Annotated in this window: 18 protein-coding genes and 1 pseudogene; 12 read left to right on the top strand and 7 right to left on the bottom strand. The window is 71.3% G+C overall.

The window, feature by feature from the left end:
- Positions 1 to 3: 3 nt before the first annotated feature.
- Positions 4 to 615, bottom strand: coding sequence for a TMEM165/GDT1 family protein (locus DN771_RS09140; RefSeq protein ID WP_205528498.1), 612 nt, complete (start codon positions 613 to 615; stop codon positions 4 to 6).
- Between the two features lie 237 nt (positions 616 to 852).
- On the opposite strand from DN771_RS09140, the gene DN771_RS09135 reads away from it, so the two are divergent.
- On the top strand, positions 853 to 2,034 hold the full coding sequence (locus tag DN771_RS09135; protein WP_116997063.1) for an endonuclease/exonuclease/phosphatase family protein: 1,182 nt from the start codon (positions 853 to 855) through the stop codon (positions 2,032 to 2,034).
- 106 nt (positions 2,035 to 2,140) lie between these two features.
- On the top strand, positions 2,141 to 2,929 hold the full coding sequence (locus tag DN771_RS09130) for a hypothetical protein (protein ID WP_116997062.1): 789 nt from the start codon (positions 2,141 to 2,143) through the stop codon (positions 2,927 to 2,929).
- A 98-nt stretch (positions 2,930 to 3,027) separates the two neighbouring features.
- Here DN771_RS09130 and DN771_RS09125 read toward each other — a convergent pair whose 3' ends face one another.
- Together DN771_RS09125 and DN771_RS09120 are read right to left on the bottom strand one after the other, a co-directional pair.
- Complete coding sequence (locus tag DN771_RS09125) at positions 3,028 to 4,443, bottom strand: sensor histidine kinase (protein WP_116997061.1); 1,416 nt, start codon at positions 4,441 to 4,443, stop codon at positions 3,028 to 3,030.
- Between the two features lie 7 nt (positions 4,444 to 4,450).
- A complete protein-coding gene (locus tag DN771_RS09120) occupies positions 4,451 to 5,197 on the bottom strand; it encodes a response regulator transcription factor (RefSeq protein ID WP_116997254.1) in 747 nt (248 codons plus the stop codon).
- 122 nt (positions 5,198 to 5,319) lie between these two features.
- On the opposite strand from DN771_RS09120, the gene DN771_RS09115 reads away from it, so the two are divergent.
- The 4 genes from DN771_RS09115 to DN771_RS09100 are packed head-to-tail and all read left to right on the top strand — an operon-like array spanning position 5,320 to position 7,886.
- Positions 5,320 to 6,015: a hypothetical protein gene (locus DN771_RS09115; RefSeq protein WP_116997060.1), complete on the top strand. Its 696-nt coding sequence runs from the start codon at positions 5,320 to 5,322 to the stop codon at positions 6,013 to 6,015.
- The gene (locus DN771_RS09110; RefSeq protein WP_162941736.1) at positions 6,008 to 6,355 is read left to right on the top strand and encodes a hypothetical protein; all 348 of its coding nucleotides are present in this window, start codon (positions 6,008 to 6,010) and stop codon (positions 6,353 to 6,355) included. The genes DN771_RS09115 and DN771_RS09110 overlap by 8 nt, the downstream gene beginning before the upstream one ends.
- Positions 6,352 to 7,305: an FAD:protein FMN transferase gene (locus tag DN771_RS09105; RefSeq protein WP_116997058.1), complete on the top strand. Its 954-nt coding sequence runs from the start codon at positions 6,352 to 6,354 to the stop codon at positions 7,303 to 7,305. Before DN771_RS09110 ends, DN771_RS09105 begins: the two co-directional genes overlap by 4 nt.
- Entirely contained in the window at positions 7,305 to 7,886 is a 582-nt protein-coding gene (locus DN771_RS09100; protein WP_162941735.1) for a ferric reductase-like transmembrane domain-containing protein, read from the top strand. Before DN771_RS09105 ends, DN771_RS09100 begins: the two co-directional genes overlap by 1 nt.
- On the opposite strand, the gene DN771_RS09095 is transcribed toward DN771_RS09100, so the two are convergent.
- From DN771_RS09095 to DN771_RS09085, 3 genes are read right to left on the bottom strand one after another with little or no spacing between them, the layout of a single operon-like run.
- Positions 7,878 to 9,581 (bottom strand): glycerol-3-phosphate dehydrogenase/oxidase, encoded by a 1,704-nt coding sequence (locus tag DN771_RS09095; RefSeq protein ID WP_162941734.1) that lies wholly within the window; start codon positions 9,579 to 9,581, stop codon positions 7,878 to 7,880. The genes DN771_RS09100 and DN771_RS09095 overlap by 9 nt on opposite strands.
- A complete protein-coding gene (gene mtnC, locus DN771_RS09090; protein ID WP_116997055.1) occupies positions 9,559 to 10,275 on the bottom strand; it encodes an acireductone synthase in 717 nt (238 codons plus the stop codon). Before mtnC ends, DN771_RS09095 begins: the two co-directional genes overlap by 23 nt.
- Positions 10,276 to 10,335: 60 nt before the next feature.
- On the bottom strand, positions 10,336 to 11,889 hold the full coding sequence (locus tag DN771_RS09085; protein ID WP_116997054.1) for an FGGY-family carbohydrate kinase: 1,554 nt from the start codon (positions 11,887 to 11,889) through the stop codon (positions 10,336 to 10,338).
- Positions 11,890 to 12,153: 264 nt separating this feature from the next.
- Here DN771_RS09085 and DN771_RS09075 point away from each other — a divergent pair, with 264 nt between their 5' ends.
- The 4 genes from DN771_RS09075 to DN771_RS09060 all read left to right on the top strand — a co-directional run bounded on the left by DN771_RS09075 (position 12,154) and on the right by DN771_RS09060 (position 17,329).
- On the top strand, positions 12,154 to 13,683 hold the full coding sequence (locus DN771_RS09075) for a sugar ABC transporter ATP-binding protein (protein WP_162941733.1): 1,530 nt from the start codon (positions 12,154 to 12,156) through the stop codon (positions 13,681 to 13,683).
- Positions 13,680 to 14,651 carry an ABC transporter permease gene (locus DN771_RS09070; RefSeq protein WP_116997052.1) on the top strand — a complete coding sequence of 324 codons (972 nt, stop codon included), beginning with the start codon at positions 13,680 to 13,682 and terminating at the stop codon, positions 14,649 to 14,651. Before DN771_RS09075 ends, DN771_RS09070 begins: the two co-directional genes overlap by 4 nt.
- A 7-nt stretch (positions 14,652 to 14,658) precedes the next feature.
- On the top strand, positions 14,659 to 16,131 hold the full coding sequence (locus DN771_RS09065) for an FGGY family carbohydrate kinase (protein ID WP_116997051.1): 1,473 nt from the start codon (positions 14,659 to 14,661) through the stop codon (positions 16,129 to 16,131).
- A gap of 115 nt (positions 16,132 to 16,246) precedes the next feature.
- Positions 16,247 to 17,329 carry a substrate-binding domain-containing protein gene (locus tag DN771_RS09060; RefSeq protein WP_116997050.1) on the top strand — a complete coding sequence of 361 codons (1,083 nt, stop codon included), beginning with the start codon at positions 16,247 to 16,249 and terminating at the stop codon, positions 17,327 to 17,329.
- A 104-nt stretch (positions 17,330 to 17,433) separates the two neighbouring features.
- On the opposite strand, the gene DN771_RS09055 is transcribed toward DN771_RS09060, so the two are convergent.
- Complete coding sequence (locus DN771_RS09055; protein WP_116997049.1) at positions 17,434 to 19,158, bottom strand: potassium channel family protein; 1,725 nt, start codon at positions 19,156 to 19,158, stop codon at positions 17,434 to 17,436.
- A 106-nt stretch (positions 19,159 to 19,264) separates the two neighbouring features.
- On the opposite strand from DN771_RS09055, the gene DN771_RS09050 reads away from it, so the two are divergent.
- Positions 19,265 to 20,098, top strand: a complete 834-nt coding sequence (locus tag DN771_RS09050) for a C40 family peptidase (RefSeq protein WP_162941732.1) — start codon at positions 19,265 to 19,267, stop codon at positions 20,096 to 20,098.
- Between the two features lie 217 nt (positions 20,099 to 20,315).
- Positions 20,316 to 20,818, top strand: a pseudogene (locus DN771_RS09045) (hypothetical protein); the annotation flags it as partial.

Genomic DNA, 20,818 nt, shown 5'->3' with positions numbered 1-20,818 from the left:
CGATCAGGCGATCAGCTCGATCAACGTCCAGACCGCGAGGCCGGCGAAGACGGCCGAGGCGATGTAGTTGATCTTGCTGATCGGGATGCGGGCGACGAGCTGGCGACCGAACGTCGCGGCGAGCGCAGCCACCGAGGCCAGCGCCAGCAGGGCACCGATTCCCGTCGCCAGCGGCGAGTCGCTGCGCGCCGCGAGCCCTGCCGTGGCGAGTTGGGTGAGGTCGCCCCACTCGGCGAGGACGACGAGGCCGAAGCTACCGATCACCGCGGCGCGCGGGGTGGCCATCACGGCGAGCTCTCTGGCGGTGGCCTCGTCGTCGCTGTTGCGAGCCGCCCGGAAGAGCATCACCGCGCCGCCCGCGAACAGCGTCGCGACGACGGCGTCGACCACGGCGTCGGGAAGCAGGCCGATCGCGCTGCCCGCAGCGACGGCGACAGTGACATGGACCGAGAACGCGGCGACGGCTCCGACCCACACCCACAGGGGCCGGCGATACCTCGCGACGAGGACGATCGTGGCGATCATCGTCTTGTCCGGCAGCTCGGCCGGGAACACCGTGCCGAAGGCCCGGAGCAGTTCTCGTAGCGACATGGTGTGGCTTTCTGATCGGGACATTGCGACCCGACCAGAGCAACGACCCCGGCCGCGACGCAAGGTCGTTCGGCCGAAGGTCTCGCTCGCCCGCACGTGCGGGCCCGCCGACCGGACTTCCCTCGAAGCCAGCATGTCGACCGACGGATTGAGAGCTACTCCCCCTCGTTCGCCGCCCACGATACCCAGCGGTGCGGGCGGCGGCGAAGCCCCACCCCGAATTCGCAGGCGGCCCGCGGCGTGTCATGCGACACTCCGGAGGTGCGACTGGCGTCGTTCAACGTGGAGAACCTCTTCGCTCGGGCCCGCGCGCTCGATCCGGCGTCCCCGGACAGCACGATGCGGCTGGCGGCGTTCGAGCGGTTCAACCGGCTCGCCCAACAGCTCGTGTACAGCGACGCCGACAAGGCGGCGATGATCGGCGACCTCCTCACGCTGGGCGTCGCGGTGACCGCGCCCGACGGACGCGTCGTGTTGAACCGCAACCAGGACGCGGCGTTCGCCGTCCTGCGCGAAAACCGCGGTGACTTCCTCGTCGTGAGGGCGGCGACGGGCATGGAGATCGTGGCCACCGGGCGGGCCGATTGGATCGGCTGGCTGGAGCTGGTGGTCGAGCCGGTCGACGAACTGGCCGTGCGGATGACGGCCAAGGTCATCGAGACCCTGGCCCCCGACGTCCTGGCCGTGATCGAGGCGGAAGCGCGCCCGGCGCTCGTCGACTTCAACACCGTGATGCTGCATGACCGCTTCCGCCACGTGATGATCGTCGACGGCAACGACCGCCGCAGCATCGACGTCGGGTTGCTCACGACGGCCCCGTTCCCGATCCGGAGCGTGACCTCGCACGTGGACGAGCGCGACACCGGTCATCCCAATCCTGCCCGGCGTGACCGACGCCTGTTCTCGCGTGACGCCCCGGTGTACGAGATCGACACAGGGCCCACCGGCGAGCCGCTGTGGGTGATCGTCAACCACTTCAAGTCGCAGTCGTGGACCGACGGCGACCCCGGGCCGCTGCGCCGCCGGCAGTGCGAGCGGGTGGTCGACATCTACCGGCGGCTGCGCATGTCGGGCGCCCGGTTCGTCGCCATCGTCGGCGATCTCAATCAGGGGCCGACGGCCCCTGATGGCGTCGCGCCGTCGCTCGAGCCGCTGTACCGGCCGGACCTGGCGCTCGTGGACTGCTACTCGCTCTCCGTGTTCGACGCTGGAGGCAAGCCGGGGTCGTGGCAGACGTGCTCGCTGCGCAACCGGCTCGACTACGTCTTCCTGTCTCCCGAGCTGGCGTTGCGGGCCACGGCGGGCGGGGTGTTCCGCGACGGGCTGTGGGGTGCACCGACCACCAAGCGCAAGCCCTCGTGGCCGATCTTCGACGAGATCACGTCGGCGCGGCACGCCGCGTCCGATCACGCCGCCGTCTGGGTCGACGTCGACCTGCCGTGACCCCGGGTCGGTGAGGGGCGCGCCCGCAGACTCTGCGACGGAACTTCGACGTTCCTTGGATCTGCGTGCGCCGAGGCTGCGACGGGCGATCCATACCGTCGCCGGCATGCGTACACGAACGATCCTGCTCCTCTCTCTCGGCGGTGTCTTGACCGCCGGCTCGGCGTCGGCGGCGGTGAATGCCGCCTCACCCGGCCTCCCCGCGTCGTTGCCGGGAATCGTCCAGCCGGCGTCGACCGGCTCGTCCACGCCGGGTTCCTCCTCCTCCTCCTCCTCGGTCCCGACATCGGCGTCGGTCCCGGGCCCGGTGCTGACCCTGCCGGGGGAGGCCGTCGTGGTCGGAGAACCGGTGCCCGGAGCACCGACGCAGCAACGCTTCGTCATCGGCGAGGCGGCCACCGTGATCGTCGACACGGTGAACGGTCGGCTCCAGGTCGTCGCCCTCGCACCGCATCCGGGTTGGGCGATCGTCGAATTCGAGCAGGACGACGACGGAACGTTCGAGCTCCGGCTCGAGTCCCCGATCGATCGGGTCCGATTCGATGCGGCGATCGTGGATGGCGTGCCCGTCGCGACGATTCGCCCGGACGACGACGGCCCGTCGGTGACGACGCCGGGCATGGGTTCGGGACCGGCGGCCACGACGCCGGGCGGTGGTTCGGCAGTGACGCCGGGCGTTGGTTCGGCGGTGACGACGCCCGGCAGTGGCTCGACCGTGACGACCGTGGACGACCACGGCGGTGACCGCGACGACGATGACGACGATCGGACCTCGAGCACGGTGGTCACGACACCGTCGGGTGGTTCCACCGTCACGACCATCGACGATCACGGTGGCGACCGCGGGCCCGGCGGTGGCGACGACGACCACGACGACCATGGCGGCGACGATTGACCCCCTGCCCCGCAACCTGACGGGATGATCCCGGCAGGTCGCTCCGAGATAGTGCCTGGCACTATCTCGGAGCGACGGGGGCGAGCGCATCCCGTCAGTTACGCGGCGGGGAGGCGGACCCAGGCGTCGATGCCGCCGCCCGGGCGTCGTTCGAGCGCCACGGTTCCGCCGCTCGATGCTGCCAGCTGGGCGACGATCGCCAGTCCGAGGCCCGTGCCGTCATGGCGGTTGTCCGGTGCCCGCCAGAAGCGGCGGAACGCCTCGGCGAGCTGGTCGTCGGTCAGACCCGGGCCACGGTCGAGCACGTGCACCGTCACCGACGTCGGTCGCTCACGTGTCGTGCCGACGTCGACGACCACCTCGACGGCCGTTCCCTCCGGAGCCACGGCGATGGCGTTGTCGAGGTAGTTGTCGACGATCTGCTCGACCGCTCCCGGCAGGGCCGTCGCCGTGGCCGGCCCGGCGACCCAGGAGGTCACCTCGACGCCGTGTTCCTCGGCCAGCGGCCCCCACACGGCAACTCGCTCGGCCACCAGCTCGTCGACCCGCACGGCGACGAGGTCGGTCGTGTCGTGGTCGTCGGACCGGGAGAGCAGGAGGAGACCGTCGATCATCCGCTGCAACCGGGCGATCTCGTCGGCGGCCGCTTCGAGGTTCCGCAGGGCGCCGTCCGGGTCGGTGCCGACGAGGGCCGTCGTGCGTTCCAGCTGCAGCCGGAGCGCCGTCAGGGGCGTGCGCAGCTGGTGCGACGCGTCGCCGGCGAACGACCGCTGCTCCTCCACGGAGCGGGCGATGCGTTCGGTCATGGCGTTGAACGAACGGGCCAGTTGCCGAATCTCCGCCGGGCCCTCGGACTCGTCGACGCGGGCGTCGAAGTCGCCCGACGAGACCCGCTCGGTCGATCGTTGGAGCCGGCGCAGGGGACGGGTGACGGTGCTGGAGAGCAACAGACCGACCACCACCGCGGCCCCGAGCGAGATCACGGCGACCCAGACGAGGCCCCGGGCGCGACGGTTCGCCCGGGTGTCGATGACCGACGCCGGTGACGACAGCCGAACGGCACCGACCGCCGCCGCCCCGTCGAGGACCGGCACGGCGACCGAGACGACATCGTCGTCGTCTCCCGCCGCCGGCGTCAATCCGAGCGCCGCCGCGATGTCGGCGTCGGCGCTGAGATCGGCACCGGCCGGGATCTCGTCGCCGCCGGCGCTGGCGACGACCGTGCCGTCGCTGTCGACCACCACGACGTCGCGATCGAACACCGACGTGTGGTTCTCGATCGAGCCCACGAGGGCATCGAACTGCAGGCTGACGGCGTCATCGGCCGCGGCCGGATCGTCGGCCAGCCGCAGCGCCGTGGCGGCCTGGCCGGCGATGATGAACGCGTCCCGTTCGAGGTCGGTGAGCTCGCGATCGCGCTCGACGCGACGGAGGTGAGACACGAGCGGCACATCCTGGGCGACGAGCATGATCGCGACGACGCCGAGCAACGCGGCGAGCAGCCGCCACCTCACAGCGACCTCACGGTGTCGAGTCCGTCGATCCGTCGTCGACCCCCGGGGGCACCTCGAGCCGGAATCCGACACCGCGCACCGCGTCGATCCAGCGATGATCGCCGAGCTTCTTGCGGAGGGCGGCGACGTGGGCGTCCACGGTCTTCGTCGGTCCGAACCAGTTCATGTCCCACACCTGCTCGAGAATCTCGGTGCGCGTCCGCACCGCGCCGGGGTCGTCGGCGAGGCAGGCGAGCACGTCGAACTCCTTGGCCGTGAGCTCGACGGTGGTGCCGTCGAGGTGGACGCGCCGTGTCCGCCGGTCGATCGTAAGCGGCCCGATGGCCTGGACGGACTCCTCGGTCCCGGGCGTTGCTGCGGCCGTCGGGGCCGAGGACGTGGAGTCGGTCGGCGACGGAATCGTTCGGCGGGCGACGGCCCGGATGCGGGCCAGCACCTCCCGCATGCTGAACGGCTTGGTGACGTAGTCGTCGGCCCCGAGCTCGAGGCCGAGCACCCGATCCAGCTCGTCGCCGCGAGCGGTGATCATGATGATCGGCACGGACGAGACGCGGCGGATCTCGCGGCACACGTCGCGGCCGTCGAGGTCGGGCAGGCCGAGGTCGAGCAGGATCATCTGGTGGTCGCCGTGCGTGACCGTGGCGATCGCGTCCAGACCGGTGGACACGTGCTCGACGTGGTGGCCGTCGGCAGTCAGGCCCTCGGTGAGGGACCGCGCGATGGCCCGGTCGTCCTCGACGAGCAGGAGCTTCACGCTCTCATTCTGCTCGGCGACGCCGCCGTGATCACCGGCAGGGTGCCCTCCGGCGGAGATCTTGGACGAATCTTGGATGATCACTGGCCGACCGCCGGATCAGGGCTGCCTACCGTGAGGCCATGCAGGCACGCCTCGCGATGATCCTCTCCGTGGGCGGCGTGCTGGTCGCCGGTACGGCGGCGGCAGTGGTCAACTCCGAGGTGTTGCGGCAGAGCGCAGCACCTCCCGTGACGGCGCCGCTGGTCTCGCCCACGACGTCCGGTCCCGGCGAGGCGGACCTCACGCTGCCGGCCCCGACCGCCCCGCCGGTGGAGACGGGCGCGACGACCACCGCTCCCTCCACGACGGCGGCCACGGCGGCGATCGTGCCGACCACACCTCTGACGGCGGCACCCTCCACCACCACGACGGCCCCGGTCGGGACCGGCGCGACGACATCGGGATCGACGACCCAGCAGACGTTCCGTCTCGGTGACGCGGCGACGGCGATCCTCGACACGGCCGGTGGTGTTCTCACGATCGTGTCGGTCGCGCCGCACCCGGGATGGGAGGTCGACCGGGCCGAGCAGGAGGACTCGACGTCGGTGGAGATCCGCCTGCGCTCGACGGCGGGCGGCGACGTGCGATTCGAAGCGAGCCTCGTGCGCGGCGTCGTCGTCGTGACCGTGCGCACCGACGACGACACGAGCGACGACGACAGAGGCGACGACGATGCAAGCGACGACGACAGCAGCAGCGGCAGTGGCAGGGGCAGTGGGGACGAGGACAGCGGCAGCGGGAGTGGCAGCAGCGGTCACGGCGGTGGCGATGACTGACGATCCGCGTCCCCGTCCAGCCACTCGCCGCCCCGCCGAGGTCGCCCGCTACGTCACGCTCGGGGCGTCGGGCGTGATCACGTTCGGCCTCGTCGGCTACTTCGGCATCACCGCCCGGCCGTCTCCGCCGCCCGCGGACCTGGAACCCGGTCCGACCGCGGGCTCAGGGGTCGTGTCGACCGTCGCCCCATCCGCCGTTCCGCCGCCGACCGCCGTCCCGTTGAGCGTGATGGCGAGCACCAGCCCGCCCGGCGGTTCGGCACCGGTTCCCGTGACGACCGCTGTCGCCTCGTCGACGTCACCGCCGATCGCCGATGTCGTGACCGAGCGATCGCGATGACGTTCGAGCCGAGCCGCGTAGCGGTGTCGACGGTTCGTGGGCGGGTGATGGGTTGCCGCGGGCAGATCACGGTGGCGGCCCCTCGCGGCCGCGGCGACCGGCTCGCCGCCGCCGCTCTCGATCGGCTGCGGCACCTCGAGCGGTGTTGGAGCCGATTCCTCCCGCACAGCGACATCTCGCGCCTCAACCGCGCCGACGGTCGACCGGTGGTCGTCGACCCGTCGACGGTGGTGCTGCTCGGCGCGATGGCCAGCGGGGTGCGGGCAACGGCGGGTTCCTTCGATCCGACGCTGCTGACGGGAGTCATCGGCCTGGGCCCGGCAAGGTGGTGGTCCGGGCGGGACGGCGAGGCGACGACCACGCTCGATCACACGAACGGTCGGTCGGACTGGATCGACGAGACGATCGTCGACGCCGACGGCCTGCGCATCCGCCTCCCCGCCGGGGTGCAGCTCGATGGCGGAGCAATCGGCAAGGGTCTCGCCGCCGACCTCGTGGCGGCCGATCTGCTGGCCTGGGGAGCGACCGGCGTGCGTGTCGTCGTCGGTGGCGACCTGCGGGTGGTCTCCCCAAGCGTGATCGCCGTGCGAGCTCCCGGCTGGGACGGAGTGATCGACCACGTGGCGATCGCCGACGGGGGACTCGCCACGTCGGGAACGGGACCCGCACCCGGCGGCGTCGGGCACCGCGGCCGTCCGGTCGTCGACCCACGCACCGGGTGCCCGGTCAGCAGGGTCGCGGCTCCGGACATCGTGCAGGTCTCGGTGGCGACCCGTGCGGCCGCCGATGCGGAGGTACTGGCCACGGCGATCCTCGTCGACGGGTTCGCCAGCCGCGACCGGCTCGTGGGCGAGGCCGCTGTGCTCGCCGTTCGAGCTGACGGACGGCTCGTCGCCAACGCCGCGTGGCGCGCCCTGCGGTGTCCTCGCGGCATCGGGGTCGCCTCGTGATGAACGAGCAAGTGTGGTGGTATCTGGCGCGGGCTGCGGGCGTGATGACGCTGGTGCTGCTCGTGGCCGCCTTGGTCCTCGGGGTGCTGCTGGCGACGCGAGCGATGAAGCCGCACGACCGCCCCGCGTGGCTGCTGGCGATGCACAGGTGGCTGAGCTCGCTGGTCGTGGTGGGCACGGCGATTCACGTGCTCGCCCTCGTCGCCGACGACTTCGTGCATTTCGGGCCGATCGAGGTGCTCGTGCCGATGGCCTCGACGTGGCGGCCGGTCGCCGTGACGTTCGGCGTCGTCGCGATGTGGATCCTCGTGGTCGTGCACGTCTCGTCGCTCCTCATGAAGCGGCTCCCGAAGCGACTGTGGCGCCGTCTCCACTCGCTGAGCGCCGTGCTGGTGTGGTGCGCCGTGGTGCACGGGGCGCTCGCCGGCACCGACGCCGGCAGTCCCGTGTACCAGGCGGTCGCCTGGCTGCTGGTGAGCACGGCGGTGGCGGCCGGTCTGATCCGTGCGCTCATCGGTCGCAGCGCCACCCGCGGCCGCGCCGGGCGCACCGCTGTGACCGACCCGGTGGCGTCAGCCTGACACTGCCGCCCACCGCGCCCGACGACGCTCGCGTCGTTCGAACTCGGCAGCCGCGGCCGGGGCTCCGTCGCCGGCCCATCCGAGCAGCGGCGCGGCGACGGCGGCCACGCGCTGCAGGTCGTCGATCGTGACACGACCGAGCGTGCCGAGCACCAATCGTCGGTCGACGATGTCGGCAAGCGTGCGGGCGTCCTCGTCGGTCACGGCGACGACGACCTGGGCGGCGATGTCACGCTGACCGGCGCGGTCGGAGACCGGCTCGGCGAGGCGGGGCTCGTCGGCCACGAGATCGATCACGTCGGTGGCGCGGGTGCCGTAGAGGCGGGCGAGGTGCTCGCGGACCGGGCCGGGGAGCGCGACGCCGGGTCGGTGAGCGGAGGCGATGCGGAACACCTCCGATGGCTCGGCAGCCCAGCCGGCCGCGCTGGGAGCCGGACGGCGCCGTGTCGGTGAGCGGCGACCGGCCCTGGCACCGGCCAGCCGATCGACCATGTCCTCGGCGATACCCCGGCCCGTGGTCCACTTGCCGCCGGCGATCGACCAGAGTCCGGCGACGCCGTCCTCGGTGTGGTCATAGATCCGATGCCGCCTGCTGGCCGTGTAGCTCCTGCGCCCGTCGCCGTCGGACGGATCGGCGACGAGGGGACGGATGCCGACGGTGACGTCGTCGACGTCCTCGTGCGTGAGCCGGGATGATGGTGCGCGGCACGAGTTGACGATGTCGAGCAGCGAGTCGACGTCGCCGTCGTCGGCGGCGACGTCGTCGGGCGAGTCCGCCACGGGGGTGTCGGTGGGGCCGATCAGTTCGCGGCCCATCCAGGGCGACACCACGACGTGCCGACCGGTGCGGGCCCGCGCCATCACGGCGTCGGTCACCGCCGTCGCGTCCGGTGACGGTCGGGTGAGGAGGTGGACGCCCTTCGACGGCGAGACCGTGGGGCCGAAGCGACGAACGCCGCCGGCGAGCCGGTCGAGCACCGTCCCCATCCACGGACCACCGGCGTTGACGACCGCTCCGGCCTCGACGGAGCTGGCGGTGCCGTCGATGGTGCCGCGCAACTGGACGCCACGGACCTCCAGGCTGCCGTCGGCCCGACGCCGCGTGGAGAAGCCGGTGACCTCCGTGTGGTTCCGGGCCGTGGCGCCGAGGGCGATCGCGTCGCGGAGGAACTCCAGCAGCAGGCGCTCGGGGTGGATGTTGAGCACCTCGGTGATCGCCACCGCGCCGCGCAGCTCGCCAGGTTCGAGCCAGGGCACGGCGCGCAGCACGTCGTCGCGGCCGAGCCAGCGGGAGCGGTCGATGCGGAGGCCGGACGGCGCGTCGCGGTTGCGGTTGAGGGACAGGGCGTCGTAGAGGGCGGCCCCGGCGCCGAGCTTGAGCGCGCCCGGCTTGGACCACGACCAGGCGGGAAGGAGGAAGCGGGTACGGCGCACCAGGTGCGGCGCGGCGAGGGCGGCGATGCGTCGTTCTCGAAGGCTCTCCCGGACGACGGCGACGTCGTACTGCTCGAGGTAGCGGATGCCGCCGTGCAGGTATTTGGTGGTCGCCGAGCTCGTCCCCGACCCGAAGTCGCCCTTGTCGACCAAGAGCACTCCGAACCCGCGCAGGCTGGCCTCGCGTGCGACCTGCACGCCGGTGATGCCGGCGCCGACGACGACGAGGTCGTAGCGGTCAGCGAGCGGCGGGGGCGTCACCGGACAGGTCGAGCTCGTCGAACGAGTGGATCGCGAGGTGGTCGCCGACGCCCTGGTCGTAGTACTGGTCACCAGTCCGCCGGACCCCCACCGTGTGCCAGCCCGCCTCCCTGGCGGCGTCGAGCTCGGCGACGAGGTCGGAGAGGAACACCGTCTCGCACGGCGCCACGCCGATCGATGTCGAGATCGCCTCGTACGACGACGCCTGCCGCTTGGGCCCGGTGTTCTCGGTGTCGAAGTGGTCGGTGAGCAGCGGCAGCAGGTCGCCGTCGGGCGAATTGCCGAACCACGCCTTCTGCGCGCTCACCGAGCCCGAGGAGAAGATGTAGAGCACGAGCCCGGCGGCGTGCCAGCGGCGCATCGCCGGGATCGAGTCATCGAAGAAGTGCGAGACGAGTTCGCCGGCGGCGAACCCCTCGGCCCAGATCCAGCCCTGGAAGGCCTTGAGCGGGGTGATCTTCTCATCGCGCGACAGCCAGTGGTGGAGCCACCACACGACCCGGTCGAGGTCGGCGTCGGGCTCGCCGGCGAGCTCCCGGACGGCATCGACCTGGGCGGCGACGTCGGGATCGTCGGCGTGGGCGGCGATCCAGTTGGCGAAGCGCTCGGCGCTGTAGGGGTAGAGCGTCTCGTGGACGAACCCGGTGGACGAGGTGGTGCCCTCGATGTCGAGCACGACGGCCTTCAGTGACATCGCTTCACTGTGCCCCGTCGGCGCCGGTCGGCGCCAAACCACCGGAGAAGGGCGGAACGGTCACGCCGTGCGCAATGGGGCGAGGGTGGCGAAGGACTCGCGCAGCGGCCCGGTGAGGAGGGAGCGGCGGGCGTCACGCACCTGCCGGTAGCGGGCGTGGGCCACCGGGTCGACGGCGCCCCCGCCGGCTCCGCCGGTGTCCACCCACGACGTGACGACGCGTGACAACTCGTCGCCCGCACCACCGCCGGCGGCGATGGCGGCGACGGCCGCGTCGGCGAGCACGGCACCGTCCTGGCGGGACGGGACCCGCCACGGCACGCCGACGACGTCGGTCTTGATCTGGTTCCACAGTGGGCTGCGGGCACCGCCACCGACCGCCCGGACCTCGGTGACGTCGATGCCGTTGGCGGCGAAGACCTCGAGGAAGTCGGCGTACTCGAACGCGATCGCCTCGAGCATCGAGCGCCACAGCGTGCCGAGCGTCGTCGCCGCGGTCATGCCGAGGAACATGCCGGCGGCGTCGGGGTTGTCGGGATTGCCGCCCGACAGGTACGGCGTGAAGAGCACGCCGTCGGCGCCGGGTCCGACGTCGGCGGCGAGGCCATCGCCCTCCACGTACATCGCGTCGTCGCCGACCCGGCCGAGCACGTTGTCGCGGAACCAGCGCAGCGACAGGCCACCGGCCTTCACGTAGCCCCAGTAGAGGCCCTGGCCGGGGATCGTGGCCAGGGAGTACAGCATCCCCGGCACGGCGGTGATCGCCGGGGTGGGTGCCGTCACGCCGACGGTGAGGATCGACGCCGTTCCGGCGACATCGCTCGCCAGACCCGGCCTGGTGAGGCCGGCGCCGAGGTTGGACTGCATCACGTCGCCGGCCCCGGCACAGACCGGCGTACCGGCTGCCAGACCGGTGCGCGTGGCCATTGCGGGCGTCAGCGTGCCGATCACGTCCCATGGCGCGCGGACCTCCGGGGCGAGGTCGAGCGGGATGCCGAGGCTGTCGAGCTGGGCCGGCGACGGACGGCCCGCGGCGGCATCCCAGCCGATGATCCAGCCCGACAGGTGCGAGGGATCGGTGTAGGCGTCCCGCGCCGACAGTCCGGCGAGGCAGCCGCCGACAAACGGCGCCAGCGACAGAACCTTGCGGATGCGCCGGCTCACGTCGGGCTCGTGGCGGCGGATCCACTCGTACACCGCCGGCATCACGTAGGTGTCGAGCGTGGCGTTGGCCGACTCGGTCACCCAGCGCGGCTCGACGTCGTTGGCCAGCCAGGCCACCTCGTCGGTCGCCCGGACGTCGAGGAAGGGGATCAGCGGGCGCACCGGCTGCCAGTCGTCGTCCACGAACACCGGGCCGCACAGGATCCCCGACAGCGCCACCGCGGCGACGCCCGTCGCGGCGACGCCGGCGCCGGCCGCCGCGGTCACCGCCCGGCCGACGGCGGTGACGGTGGCGTCGACGATCTGGTGGGGGTCCATCTCCACCCAGCCGGGGCGGAGGTGGTGGAAGGCGTGCTCGGCGTACCCCTCGCCCACGCACGTCCCGTCGTCGAGATACACGCCCGCCTTGGAACCCTGCGTGCCGACGTCGATGCCGCAGTACGCCGCCATGTCCTTGTTCGCCTCTCTGTTGATTTGCGTTCAGGCCACGCAGGCCGGGTCGTGCGTTCCGGCCATGTAGGCCGGGTCGTGCGTTCCGGCCATGTAGGCCGGGTCGTGTGTTCCGGCCATGCATGCCGTTGTTGGTTCGGGCCTCTACCGGTCGGTCGGGTGTCCGCCCGCGCGGAGTTCGGCACCGACTTTCGCGATTGTCCGAAACCCCGACCAAACTAGTCAGCGATGTCGGCGGTGGATCCTTCCGTGGCGAGCGGCGTGATGAGCGCGGCTCCGCCGCGTCTGGTCGCCCGCGGGCTGACCAAGTCGTACGGGGGAGTGACGGTGGTCGACGGTGTCGACCTGACGATCGAGGCCGGCGAGGTGCGCGCCCTGCTCGGCGAGAACGGCGCCGGCAAGTCGACGGTGATCAAGATCCTCTCCGGCGTCGTGCGGCCCGACGACGCCCACGTCGAGATCGACGGCGATCCCCTGCACCTCGACGATCCGCGCTCGGCGATGGCCCACGGCATCTCGACGCTGTACCAGGAGCTGTCCATCGTCCCCGGATTGTCCGTCGCCGAGAACGCACTGCTCGGCCACGACGTGCCCACCCGCCTCGGTGCCATCCGCTGGCGCGCTCTGCACGCCCGCGCCCGCAAGCTGTTCGACGACCTCGGCGTGACGATCGACGTCAGGGCCGACGTGTCCTCGCTGAGCCCGGTCGGGCGGACGATGACGGCGCTCGCCCGGGCCCTGTCGCACGACAGCCGGCTGCTCATCCTCGACGAACCCACGGCGGCCCTCACCGACGCCGAGTCCCGCCTCCTGTTCGATGCCATGCGACGCATGCGGGCCCTCGGGGTGGCCATCTTGTACGTGTCGCACCGGCTCGAGGAGGTGCTCGAGGTGTGCGACACCTACTCGGTGATGCGCAACGGTCAACTCGTCGCCGAGGGTGATATCGCCGATGCCAGCGTCGACGGTCTCGTCGCGGCCATGGCCGGCCGGCCGATCGACGCGATCTTTCCGCCCAAGGCGGCCGAGCCAGGCGACGTCGTGCTCCGCGTGGAACGGCTCTCGGGGCCGCGCGTCACCGACGTCGGTTTCGAGGTGCGCGCCGGGGAGGTGCTCGGCATCGCCGGTCTGGCCGGCTCGGGTCGCAGCGAGATCCTGCGCATGATCGCCGGTGTGCAACCCCGTGCCGGAGGGACGATCGACCTCCACGGGGAACCGCTCGCCCCGCGCAGTGTGCGCGCCGGACACCGCCGAGGCGTGGCGCTCGTGCCCCAGGAACGCAGGACGTCGGGTCTCGTGCCGAGCGACATCGAGCGCAACGTCAACCTCACCACCGTGGCCCGGCACACGTACGGCGCCGGTCGGGGCGGTGCCGGGCGCCTCGCCGGTGCGGTGATGTCACGGGCGCGGAGCCGCCGCCACGCCACTCGCCTCGCCGAGCAGCTCGACCTGCGCTACCGGTCGCTCACTCAGCCGGTGCTCACGCTCTCGGGCGGCAACCAGCAGAAGGTCGTGCTGGCCAAGTTCCTCGCTCTCCACCCGGACGTGCTGCTGCTCGACGAGCCCACGCGCGGCGTCGACGTGGCCACCAAGAGCCAGATCTACCGGTTGATCGAGGAGCGCGCCGCCGCCGGCGCCGCTGTCGTCGTGGTGAGCTCGGAGCTGCCCGAGCTGCTCGGTCTGACCCATCGCATCCTCGTCATGCACGAGGGCGCCTCGACGGGCACGTTCGCCACCGCCACCACCACCGAACACGACCTCCTCCTCGCCTGCTACGGCAGAAAGGCCTCATGACTCTCACCCGACTGCGGCCGTTCGCGGGACCGCTCGCCCTCCTCGCGATGGTCGCCATCTTCGGCGCCCTGTACGGCGACCGCTACCTGTCGAAGGTCAATCTCGTCAACAACGTCCTCGGTGCGGTGGCGTTCGTCGGCATCGTCGCCGCCGGCCAGACGGTCGTGATGGTCGTCGGCGAGTTCGACCTCTCGGTGAGCGGACTGGCCGCGCTCGCATCCGTGTCGACCGGCGTGCTCGTGTCGACCACCACCCTCGACGGCGACCCGCACGACCCGTCCAACGTGCTGCTCGCCATCCTCCTCGGCCTGTTCATCGGCCTGCTCGGCGGTGTGTTCAACGGCCTGCTCGTGGCCCGTCTCGGCATCCTCGCCTTCATCGCCACGCTGGCGACGTCGTTGATCTTCGCCAATGTGGCGTCGTTCCGCGTCGACGGGTCTCCCGTGTACAGCCTGGTGCAGGACAACTTCGCCGCCGTCGCACGCGGTCAGGTGCTCGGCATCCCCAACCGCGTGCTCTTCGCCCTCGCCGTCGCCGCCGTGATCTGGTTCCTGCTCGACCAGACCCCGCTCGGCCGCAAGATGTACGCCGTCGGCGGCAACCCCGACGCTGCCCGCTACGCCGGCATCAACGTGCCCCGGATGCGGCTGCTGGCGTTCGCCATCTGCGGCGTCACCGCTGCCGCGGCCGGGATCCTCCAGTCGGCGAACAACGCCACCGCCAACCTGACGGCGCCGAACCCGTGGATGCTGACGTCGATCGCCGCCGTGTTCCTCGGCATGGCGATGTTCCGCAACGGGCTGCCCAACCTTCCCGGGACGATGCTCGGCGTCGTGCTCCTGCGCGTCCTCGAGAACGGCCTGAACTACACCAGCATCAACTCCTACCTGCAGACCGTGATCCTCGGTTTCGCCATCCTCCTCGCCGTGCTGCCGCTCGCCGTGTCCCGCCTTCGGACGTCTCGATGAGCACCCGATGACACGCGTGCTCGCCGTCGACGTCGGCACGTCGGCGGTCAAGGTGGCGCTCGTCGACGACGGCGACGTCGTGGCCGCCGCCGAGGAGTCCTACCTCCTGAGCAGCCCGCACCCCGGATGGGCCGAGCAGGACCCGGAGGACTGGTGGGCGGCCACCCGGAGGGCCGCCGCCGCCGTCGCCGGCAGCGTCGGGTGCGGGCCGGGCTCGATCGGCGTCGACGCCGTCGCCGTGACCGGCCAGATGCAGGATCTCGTGTGCGTCGACGCCTCCGGTGCCGCCACCCGACCGGCGATCCTCTACAGCGACGTACGGGCAACCGTCGAGCACGCCGCTCTGGTCTCCGACCTGGGGCCGGCGTGGGACACGGCGATCGGCGCGGCGCCCGACCCGTCTCATGTTGCGGCGAAGTGGCGTTGGCTGACCACCCATGAGCCCGACGTGGCGGAGCGAACCCGGCGGGTGCTGTTCGGCGCGGCCGGATTCGTGGTCATGCGGCTGACCGGCGTCGCCGCGTGCGATCCGAGCACGGCCGCCACCACCGGCCTGTACGACGTCGATGCCGGGCGGTGGTGGCCGCCCGTCGTCGAACGTCTCGGCGTGCCCCTGCCGTCGTTGGTCGCCGCGACCGACGTGGCCGGCGAGGTGTCGGCGGCCGGTGCGGCGGCCCTCGGCGTGGCCGTGGGGACCCCGGTGGTGCACGCCAACGGTGACGCCGCGGCGACCACGATCGGCGTGTGCGGGTTGGCGTTGGAGCGGCCCTACGCGTACCTCGGCTCGTCGGGATGGGTCGCCGCATCGACCGCGGTGCCGCGGCGGACCGCCGGCGTGATCGTGCTGCCTGGCCTCGGCCCGGACTCGTGGATGGCGGCTGCGCAGATGTCGGTCGCCGGAGCCGCCCTCGACTGGGCCCGCGAGCAGCTCTTGGGCGGCGCCGCCATCGCCGATCTCGAGGCGATGGCGGCGTCCACGTGCGCGGCTGCCGAGGGTGTGCTGTTCGTGCCCTACCTCGACGGGGCCAGGGGAGTGCCGGAGGCCACCGGGATGCTCGTCGGTGCCCGTCGGGCCACGACCACGGCCACCATCGCGGCCGCCGTGGTGGAAGGTCTCGCCCATGCCGTGCGCGACCTCCTCGGGCAGGTGGCGCCGGGCAGCGACGAACTCGTCGTGTGCGGCGGCGCGTCGCGTTCGCCGGCCCTTCGTCAGGCGATCGCCGACGTCACCGGGTGTCTCGTCACCCCCGTCGCAGTCGAGCACGCGGCGGTGCTGGGGGCGGTCACCGCCGCGCACGTCGCCCTCGGTGTGGACACGGTGACCATCCAGCCGGTCGGCGCGCCGACGGCACCCGACACGGTCCGCCGGTCGATTCATGACCACATCGCTTCTATTTTCGACGCCCTGGTGCCTACGATGTCGCCGCTCCTGACTTCGCTGGCCGAGTCCAGCCGGGCCCGGGGGGAGCCGATCGTCTGAACCCGTTGGATGGACGGCTGGGACGGCGGCGCACACATCGACACACCTCTATCGATTGCACCTTGATCGATTGCACTTTGACGACTGAACTTTCGACTTCTCAGGGAGAACTGACATGACCACTCGCCGTTCGATCGTGCGGACCACCGCACCGTTCGCCGTTCTCGCCCTCGCCACGGTCGCCGGAGCGACCGGCGCGGCAGCGGGCACGGAGCCGTCGGACACGGCCGCCGCCGGCGGTGGGGCCGTCGACCCCGCCGTGTGCCAGAACGAGATCACCGACATCGCCATCGTCTCGCCGTACTACTCCGACCAGCCGGCCACCAAGGAGGTCGTCGACGCGTTCACCGGCGACGCCGAGGCGGCGGGATTCAACGTGACCATGGTCGACACCCGTGGCGACCTGGCCGCGGTCAACAGCGAGATGGAGAACGCTCTCGCTCAGGGTGCCGACGCGATCGTCCTCGGCATGGGCGACCCGCTCGAGTTCGGCGCCGGCCTGGCCGCGACCACCAGCGCCCAGATCCCCGTCTTCGGCCTCGACGCCGGGGCGGCCGACGGCATCACGGCCAACATCACGTCGGACAACGAGTTCCTCGGCGAGACGAGCGCCCAGGTCATGATCGATGCCATCGGCGGCGAGGGCCGGATCGTCATCATCCACTTCGACCCGTTCGAGCCGGTGCGCCTGCGGGCTCAGGCCGCCCGCGCGCTGTTCGAGGAGGCCGGCATCGAGATCATCGAGGACATCCAGGGCGACCCCGCCGACTCCACCGGCTTCGCCAAGACCACGGTGCAGGACCTGCTGTCGAAGTACCCCGAGGGCGAGATCGACGGCATCTGGGTGGCGTGGGACGCGTCGGCGCTCGGCGCCTTCCAGGCGACGCAGGAGACCGGCCGGACCGAGGTGATCGTCACGGGCGTCGACGGTCAGGACTTCGCCGTCGCCGAGGTGGCCAAGGGCGAGAACTGGGTGGCCACCGTGCGCCAGGACTGGCCCGGCATCGCGGCGACCGCCGTCGAGACGATCGAGGCGTGCTCGGCCGGCGAGGCTCCGGCCAGCCAGATCATCACGGTCGAGGGCGAGCTGATCACCGCCGAGACCGCAGCTGGGGAGTCCGGCTCGTCGGATGCGACCGACTCGTCGGATGCGGCCGACACCGTCGCCACCGACAGCTCCGAGACCAGCGAGTCCTGACCACCGTTCGCCCATCCGAGTACTGAACGTCATCCGAGTATGGAGGGTCCCGATCCGGGACCCTCCATACTCGGATGAGCTCGCCCCGCGGCCGTCAGCGGCCGTCAGCGAGTGCGGCTGCGGATGGGATTGCTCCACCGGCGGCGGGGTGGTGGATACCGCGCCGAGAACCGGGCTTCGGCGTCGGCATCGCCGATGAGCACGAGCTCGCCGTTCGCCGGCAGCACCGTGGATGGTTCCGGGTTGCCGATCACCTCGCTGTCGAGACGGATCCCGACGAGGTTGCAGCCGGTGTCGCGGCCGAGGTTGCTGTCGGCGAGCGTGCGCCCGGCGAGGGCCGGCGGTGTGGGGCGGCGGAAGGCGCTGAGACCGTCGGCGAGCAGCACGAGGTCGTTCGGATACAGGTGGTTCCAGATCGCCGTGGCGCCGATCGACGCGTACGACAGGACCGAGTCGGCCCCGGCGCGATACAGCGTGCTGACGTTGCGGTCGTGGATCGCCCGGGCGATGATGCGAAGGTCGTCGCGCAGCCGCCGGCAGTAGATCGACAGGTACACGTTCACGTCGTCGTCGTGGGTGGTCACGATCACCGTGGCGGCGTCGGCGATCCCCGCCCGCTCGAGCACGTCGAGCTCCGACGCGTCGCCGAGCACGTACGTGTCGGGGTCGCGGATGCGTTCCGGTCGCTGCTCGACGATGCGGTACTCCACGCCCGCCTCGGCGAGGAGGGCGCCGGCGGCGCGGCCCACCCGTCCGCCGCCGATGATGATGGTGCCGGCCGGCTCGGTCGGCGGCGGAGCGTGTGCCGCGTCGTAGCGGGCCAGCTGCTCCGGCGTGCCGGCGAGGAGCAGCAGGTCGGACTCTCCGAGCACGGTGTCGGCCAGGGCGGTGGTGTACCTGCCCCGCTGCCACACGCCGAGCACGCCGGTCCCCGTCTGCTCGCGCAGCCGTACGGCGGCGAGCGTGCTCCCGACGAGGTCGGTACCGGCGGTCGTGGCCTCGGCGATCCGGAGGCCGGCGAAGCGCCCGATGACGTGGGCGCGACCCGGGTGCAACGCCCGGTCGGCCATCGACTCGCCGAGCATGTCACCGAGCCGCAGCACCTTGTCGGCGCCGGCCAGCTCGAGGTTGTCGATCGCCGCGACGTCGTTGGCCGTGGCCACGATCGGCACGCCGGGCGCCAGTTCGCGGACCGTGAAGGTGATGTTGGTGTTGGCCATGTCGCCCCGCGTGGCGACGACGAGCGCGGCATTGTTGACGCGGGCCGAGGCGTACGTGTCGGGGTGGTCGACCTCACCGAACAGCACGCTGTAGCCGCGGTCGTGCAGCTGGAGCGCCTCTTCGAGCGCGCCGGCGATCACGACGTACGGCACGCCGGCGTGAACGGCTCGTCGGATCAGCGTCTCCTCGATGGCGCCGAGCATGGTGAGGATGACATGGCCGCTGGTGTCCTCGGGAAGTTGCCGCGGCGCTCGTGCGGCTTCCCGCATCGCCATCCACGGCGTGAACACGAACTGGATGAAGGCGAACGGGAGCAGGACGAGGAGGAAAAGCGAGCCGCTGAGGAGGACGACGACCGAGAACAGGCGACCGAGGTCGGATTGGAACGTGATGTCGCCGAACCCGAGCGTGGTCATCGTGACCAAGGTCCAATAGACGCCCGTCGCCCAGCTGTGCGACTGGTCCTCGTAGTCCATGATGAGGTGGAAGACGACGGTGAAGACCGCCACCAGGGCGGCGAAGACGGCGAGCAGGCCGACGAGGAAGCGCAGGTTGCGCCGCTGCATCGACGCCGCGAAGTAGCTGAAGAACAGGCCGAACGACTTCATGTCATTCCGACTCTGTCAGGTCGTGGACCGGCGTCCGGGCCACGACGGCCAGTCCAAACGCGAATTGCAGCTGCGTAGTTTCGTCGTCGGTGCCGATAGGTCTTTCGTGGCACGTTGGACCAGAACCCTCCGCACCGTCTCGCTCGCCGCCGTCATCGGCGCCGGCGCCGTCGCAGGTGTCTCGTCATCCGTCGCCGCCGAGGCGACGACGTACACGGTCGTCGAGGGCGACACGCTGGGGGGCATCGCACTCGAGCACGGTGTGACGCTGCGGTCGCTCCTCGCCGCCAATGGGCTCGAGGCATCGAGCCTCATCATGCCCGGTCAGGCACTCGTGATCCCCGACGTCGCCGAGGCCGCCGCACCCAGCGGGCGGGCGCACACCGTGGTTTCGGGCGACACGCTGGTCGGCATCGCCCAACGGTACGGCGTTCGTCTCGCCGCCCTGCTCGCCGTCAACGAGATGACGGTCGACAGCTTGATCATGCCGGGACAGGAGATCCAGCTCCCCGTCGGCGCGTCGGCGGCCGCGGGCGCACCGGCGCCGGCCGTGCCCGAACAGGCGGCATCGAGCCCGGCAGGTCGCGCGCTCCAGTACGCCCTCGCCCAGGTCGGCAAGCCGTACGTGTTCTTCACGAAGGGTCCGGCGACGTTCGACTGTTCAGGCCTCACCTTGACCGCCTACGCGCAGGTCGGAGTCGAGCTCGTGCACCATGCCGCGACCCAGGCCACCCAGGGCTCCGCCGTCGACTTCTGGAGCGGATCGATCCAGGCCGGCGACCTCGTCTTCCTCGACGACGACTGGGACGGCACGATCGACCACGTCGGGATGGCGATCGACTCGCGGAGCTGGGTGCACGCCAGCCGTACCCGCAACGCCGTCATCACGGCTCCGCTGCCGTCGAAGAACGTCATCATCGCCGTCCGCCGCTACGTCTGACGCGCCCCGCTTGGGCGCGACCCAGCGGCGCCGGCTACCATTCGTGGGACCGGGGTTCGCTCGATCGTCACGGATCTGTAACCAGATTCGCATGATTTGCGTGCGCCGGGGCTCTTAGATCTGGTGAGCTGCAGGCGGCGAAGGCGGCGAATGGGGCGGCGGCCCCAAGACCTTCACTTTCTGTGTCTTCGAACGGCGAACGGAAGTGGGTACTTTGATGCAACGCGCGTTGTTGCGGCGGATCGTCGCGGCGTTGGCGATCATTCTGAGCGGGTTGACGATCACCCTCGTCGCTCCCCAGGTGGCGAGCGCACACCACCCGGAGATCACGGTCAGCACCGAGTGTGTACGTGACGGCTGGACGGCGACGTACACGATTCGGTCCGACGCGGCGCGCGGTGCGCGATGGTCCATCGAGAACGGCGGGTTCGACACGGCCATCCCCGACAGTCAGGCGTTCATTCGCACCCACACCCTCGCGTTCGACGTCGTCAACGACTCGTATTCATCCGGCATGACCCGTTGGTTCGACGATGTCGGGCAGCAGACCGACAGCCACGCGGGACGGAGTGCGAGCGCGACCCGCCCGCAGGGGTGTGTGGCGCCGCCGGTGTGTGAGTACGACCCGGAGTTGCCGCCGGACGATCCCGGGTGCACGCCGCCGGTGTGTGAGTACGACCCGGAGTTGCCGCCGGACGATCCCGGGTGCACGCCGCCGGT

The organism is Desertimonas flava (assembly GCF_003426815.1).
Classification (GTDB): Bacteria; Actinomycetota; Acidimicrobiia; order Acidimicrobiales; family Ilumatobacteraceae; genus Desertimonas; species Desertimonas flava.
The sequence above is the reverse complement of the archived record's forward strand: the minus strand, read 5'-3'. Positions and strand labels throughout refer to the sequence as shown.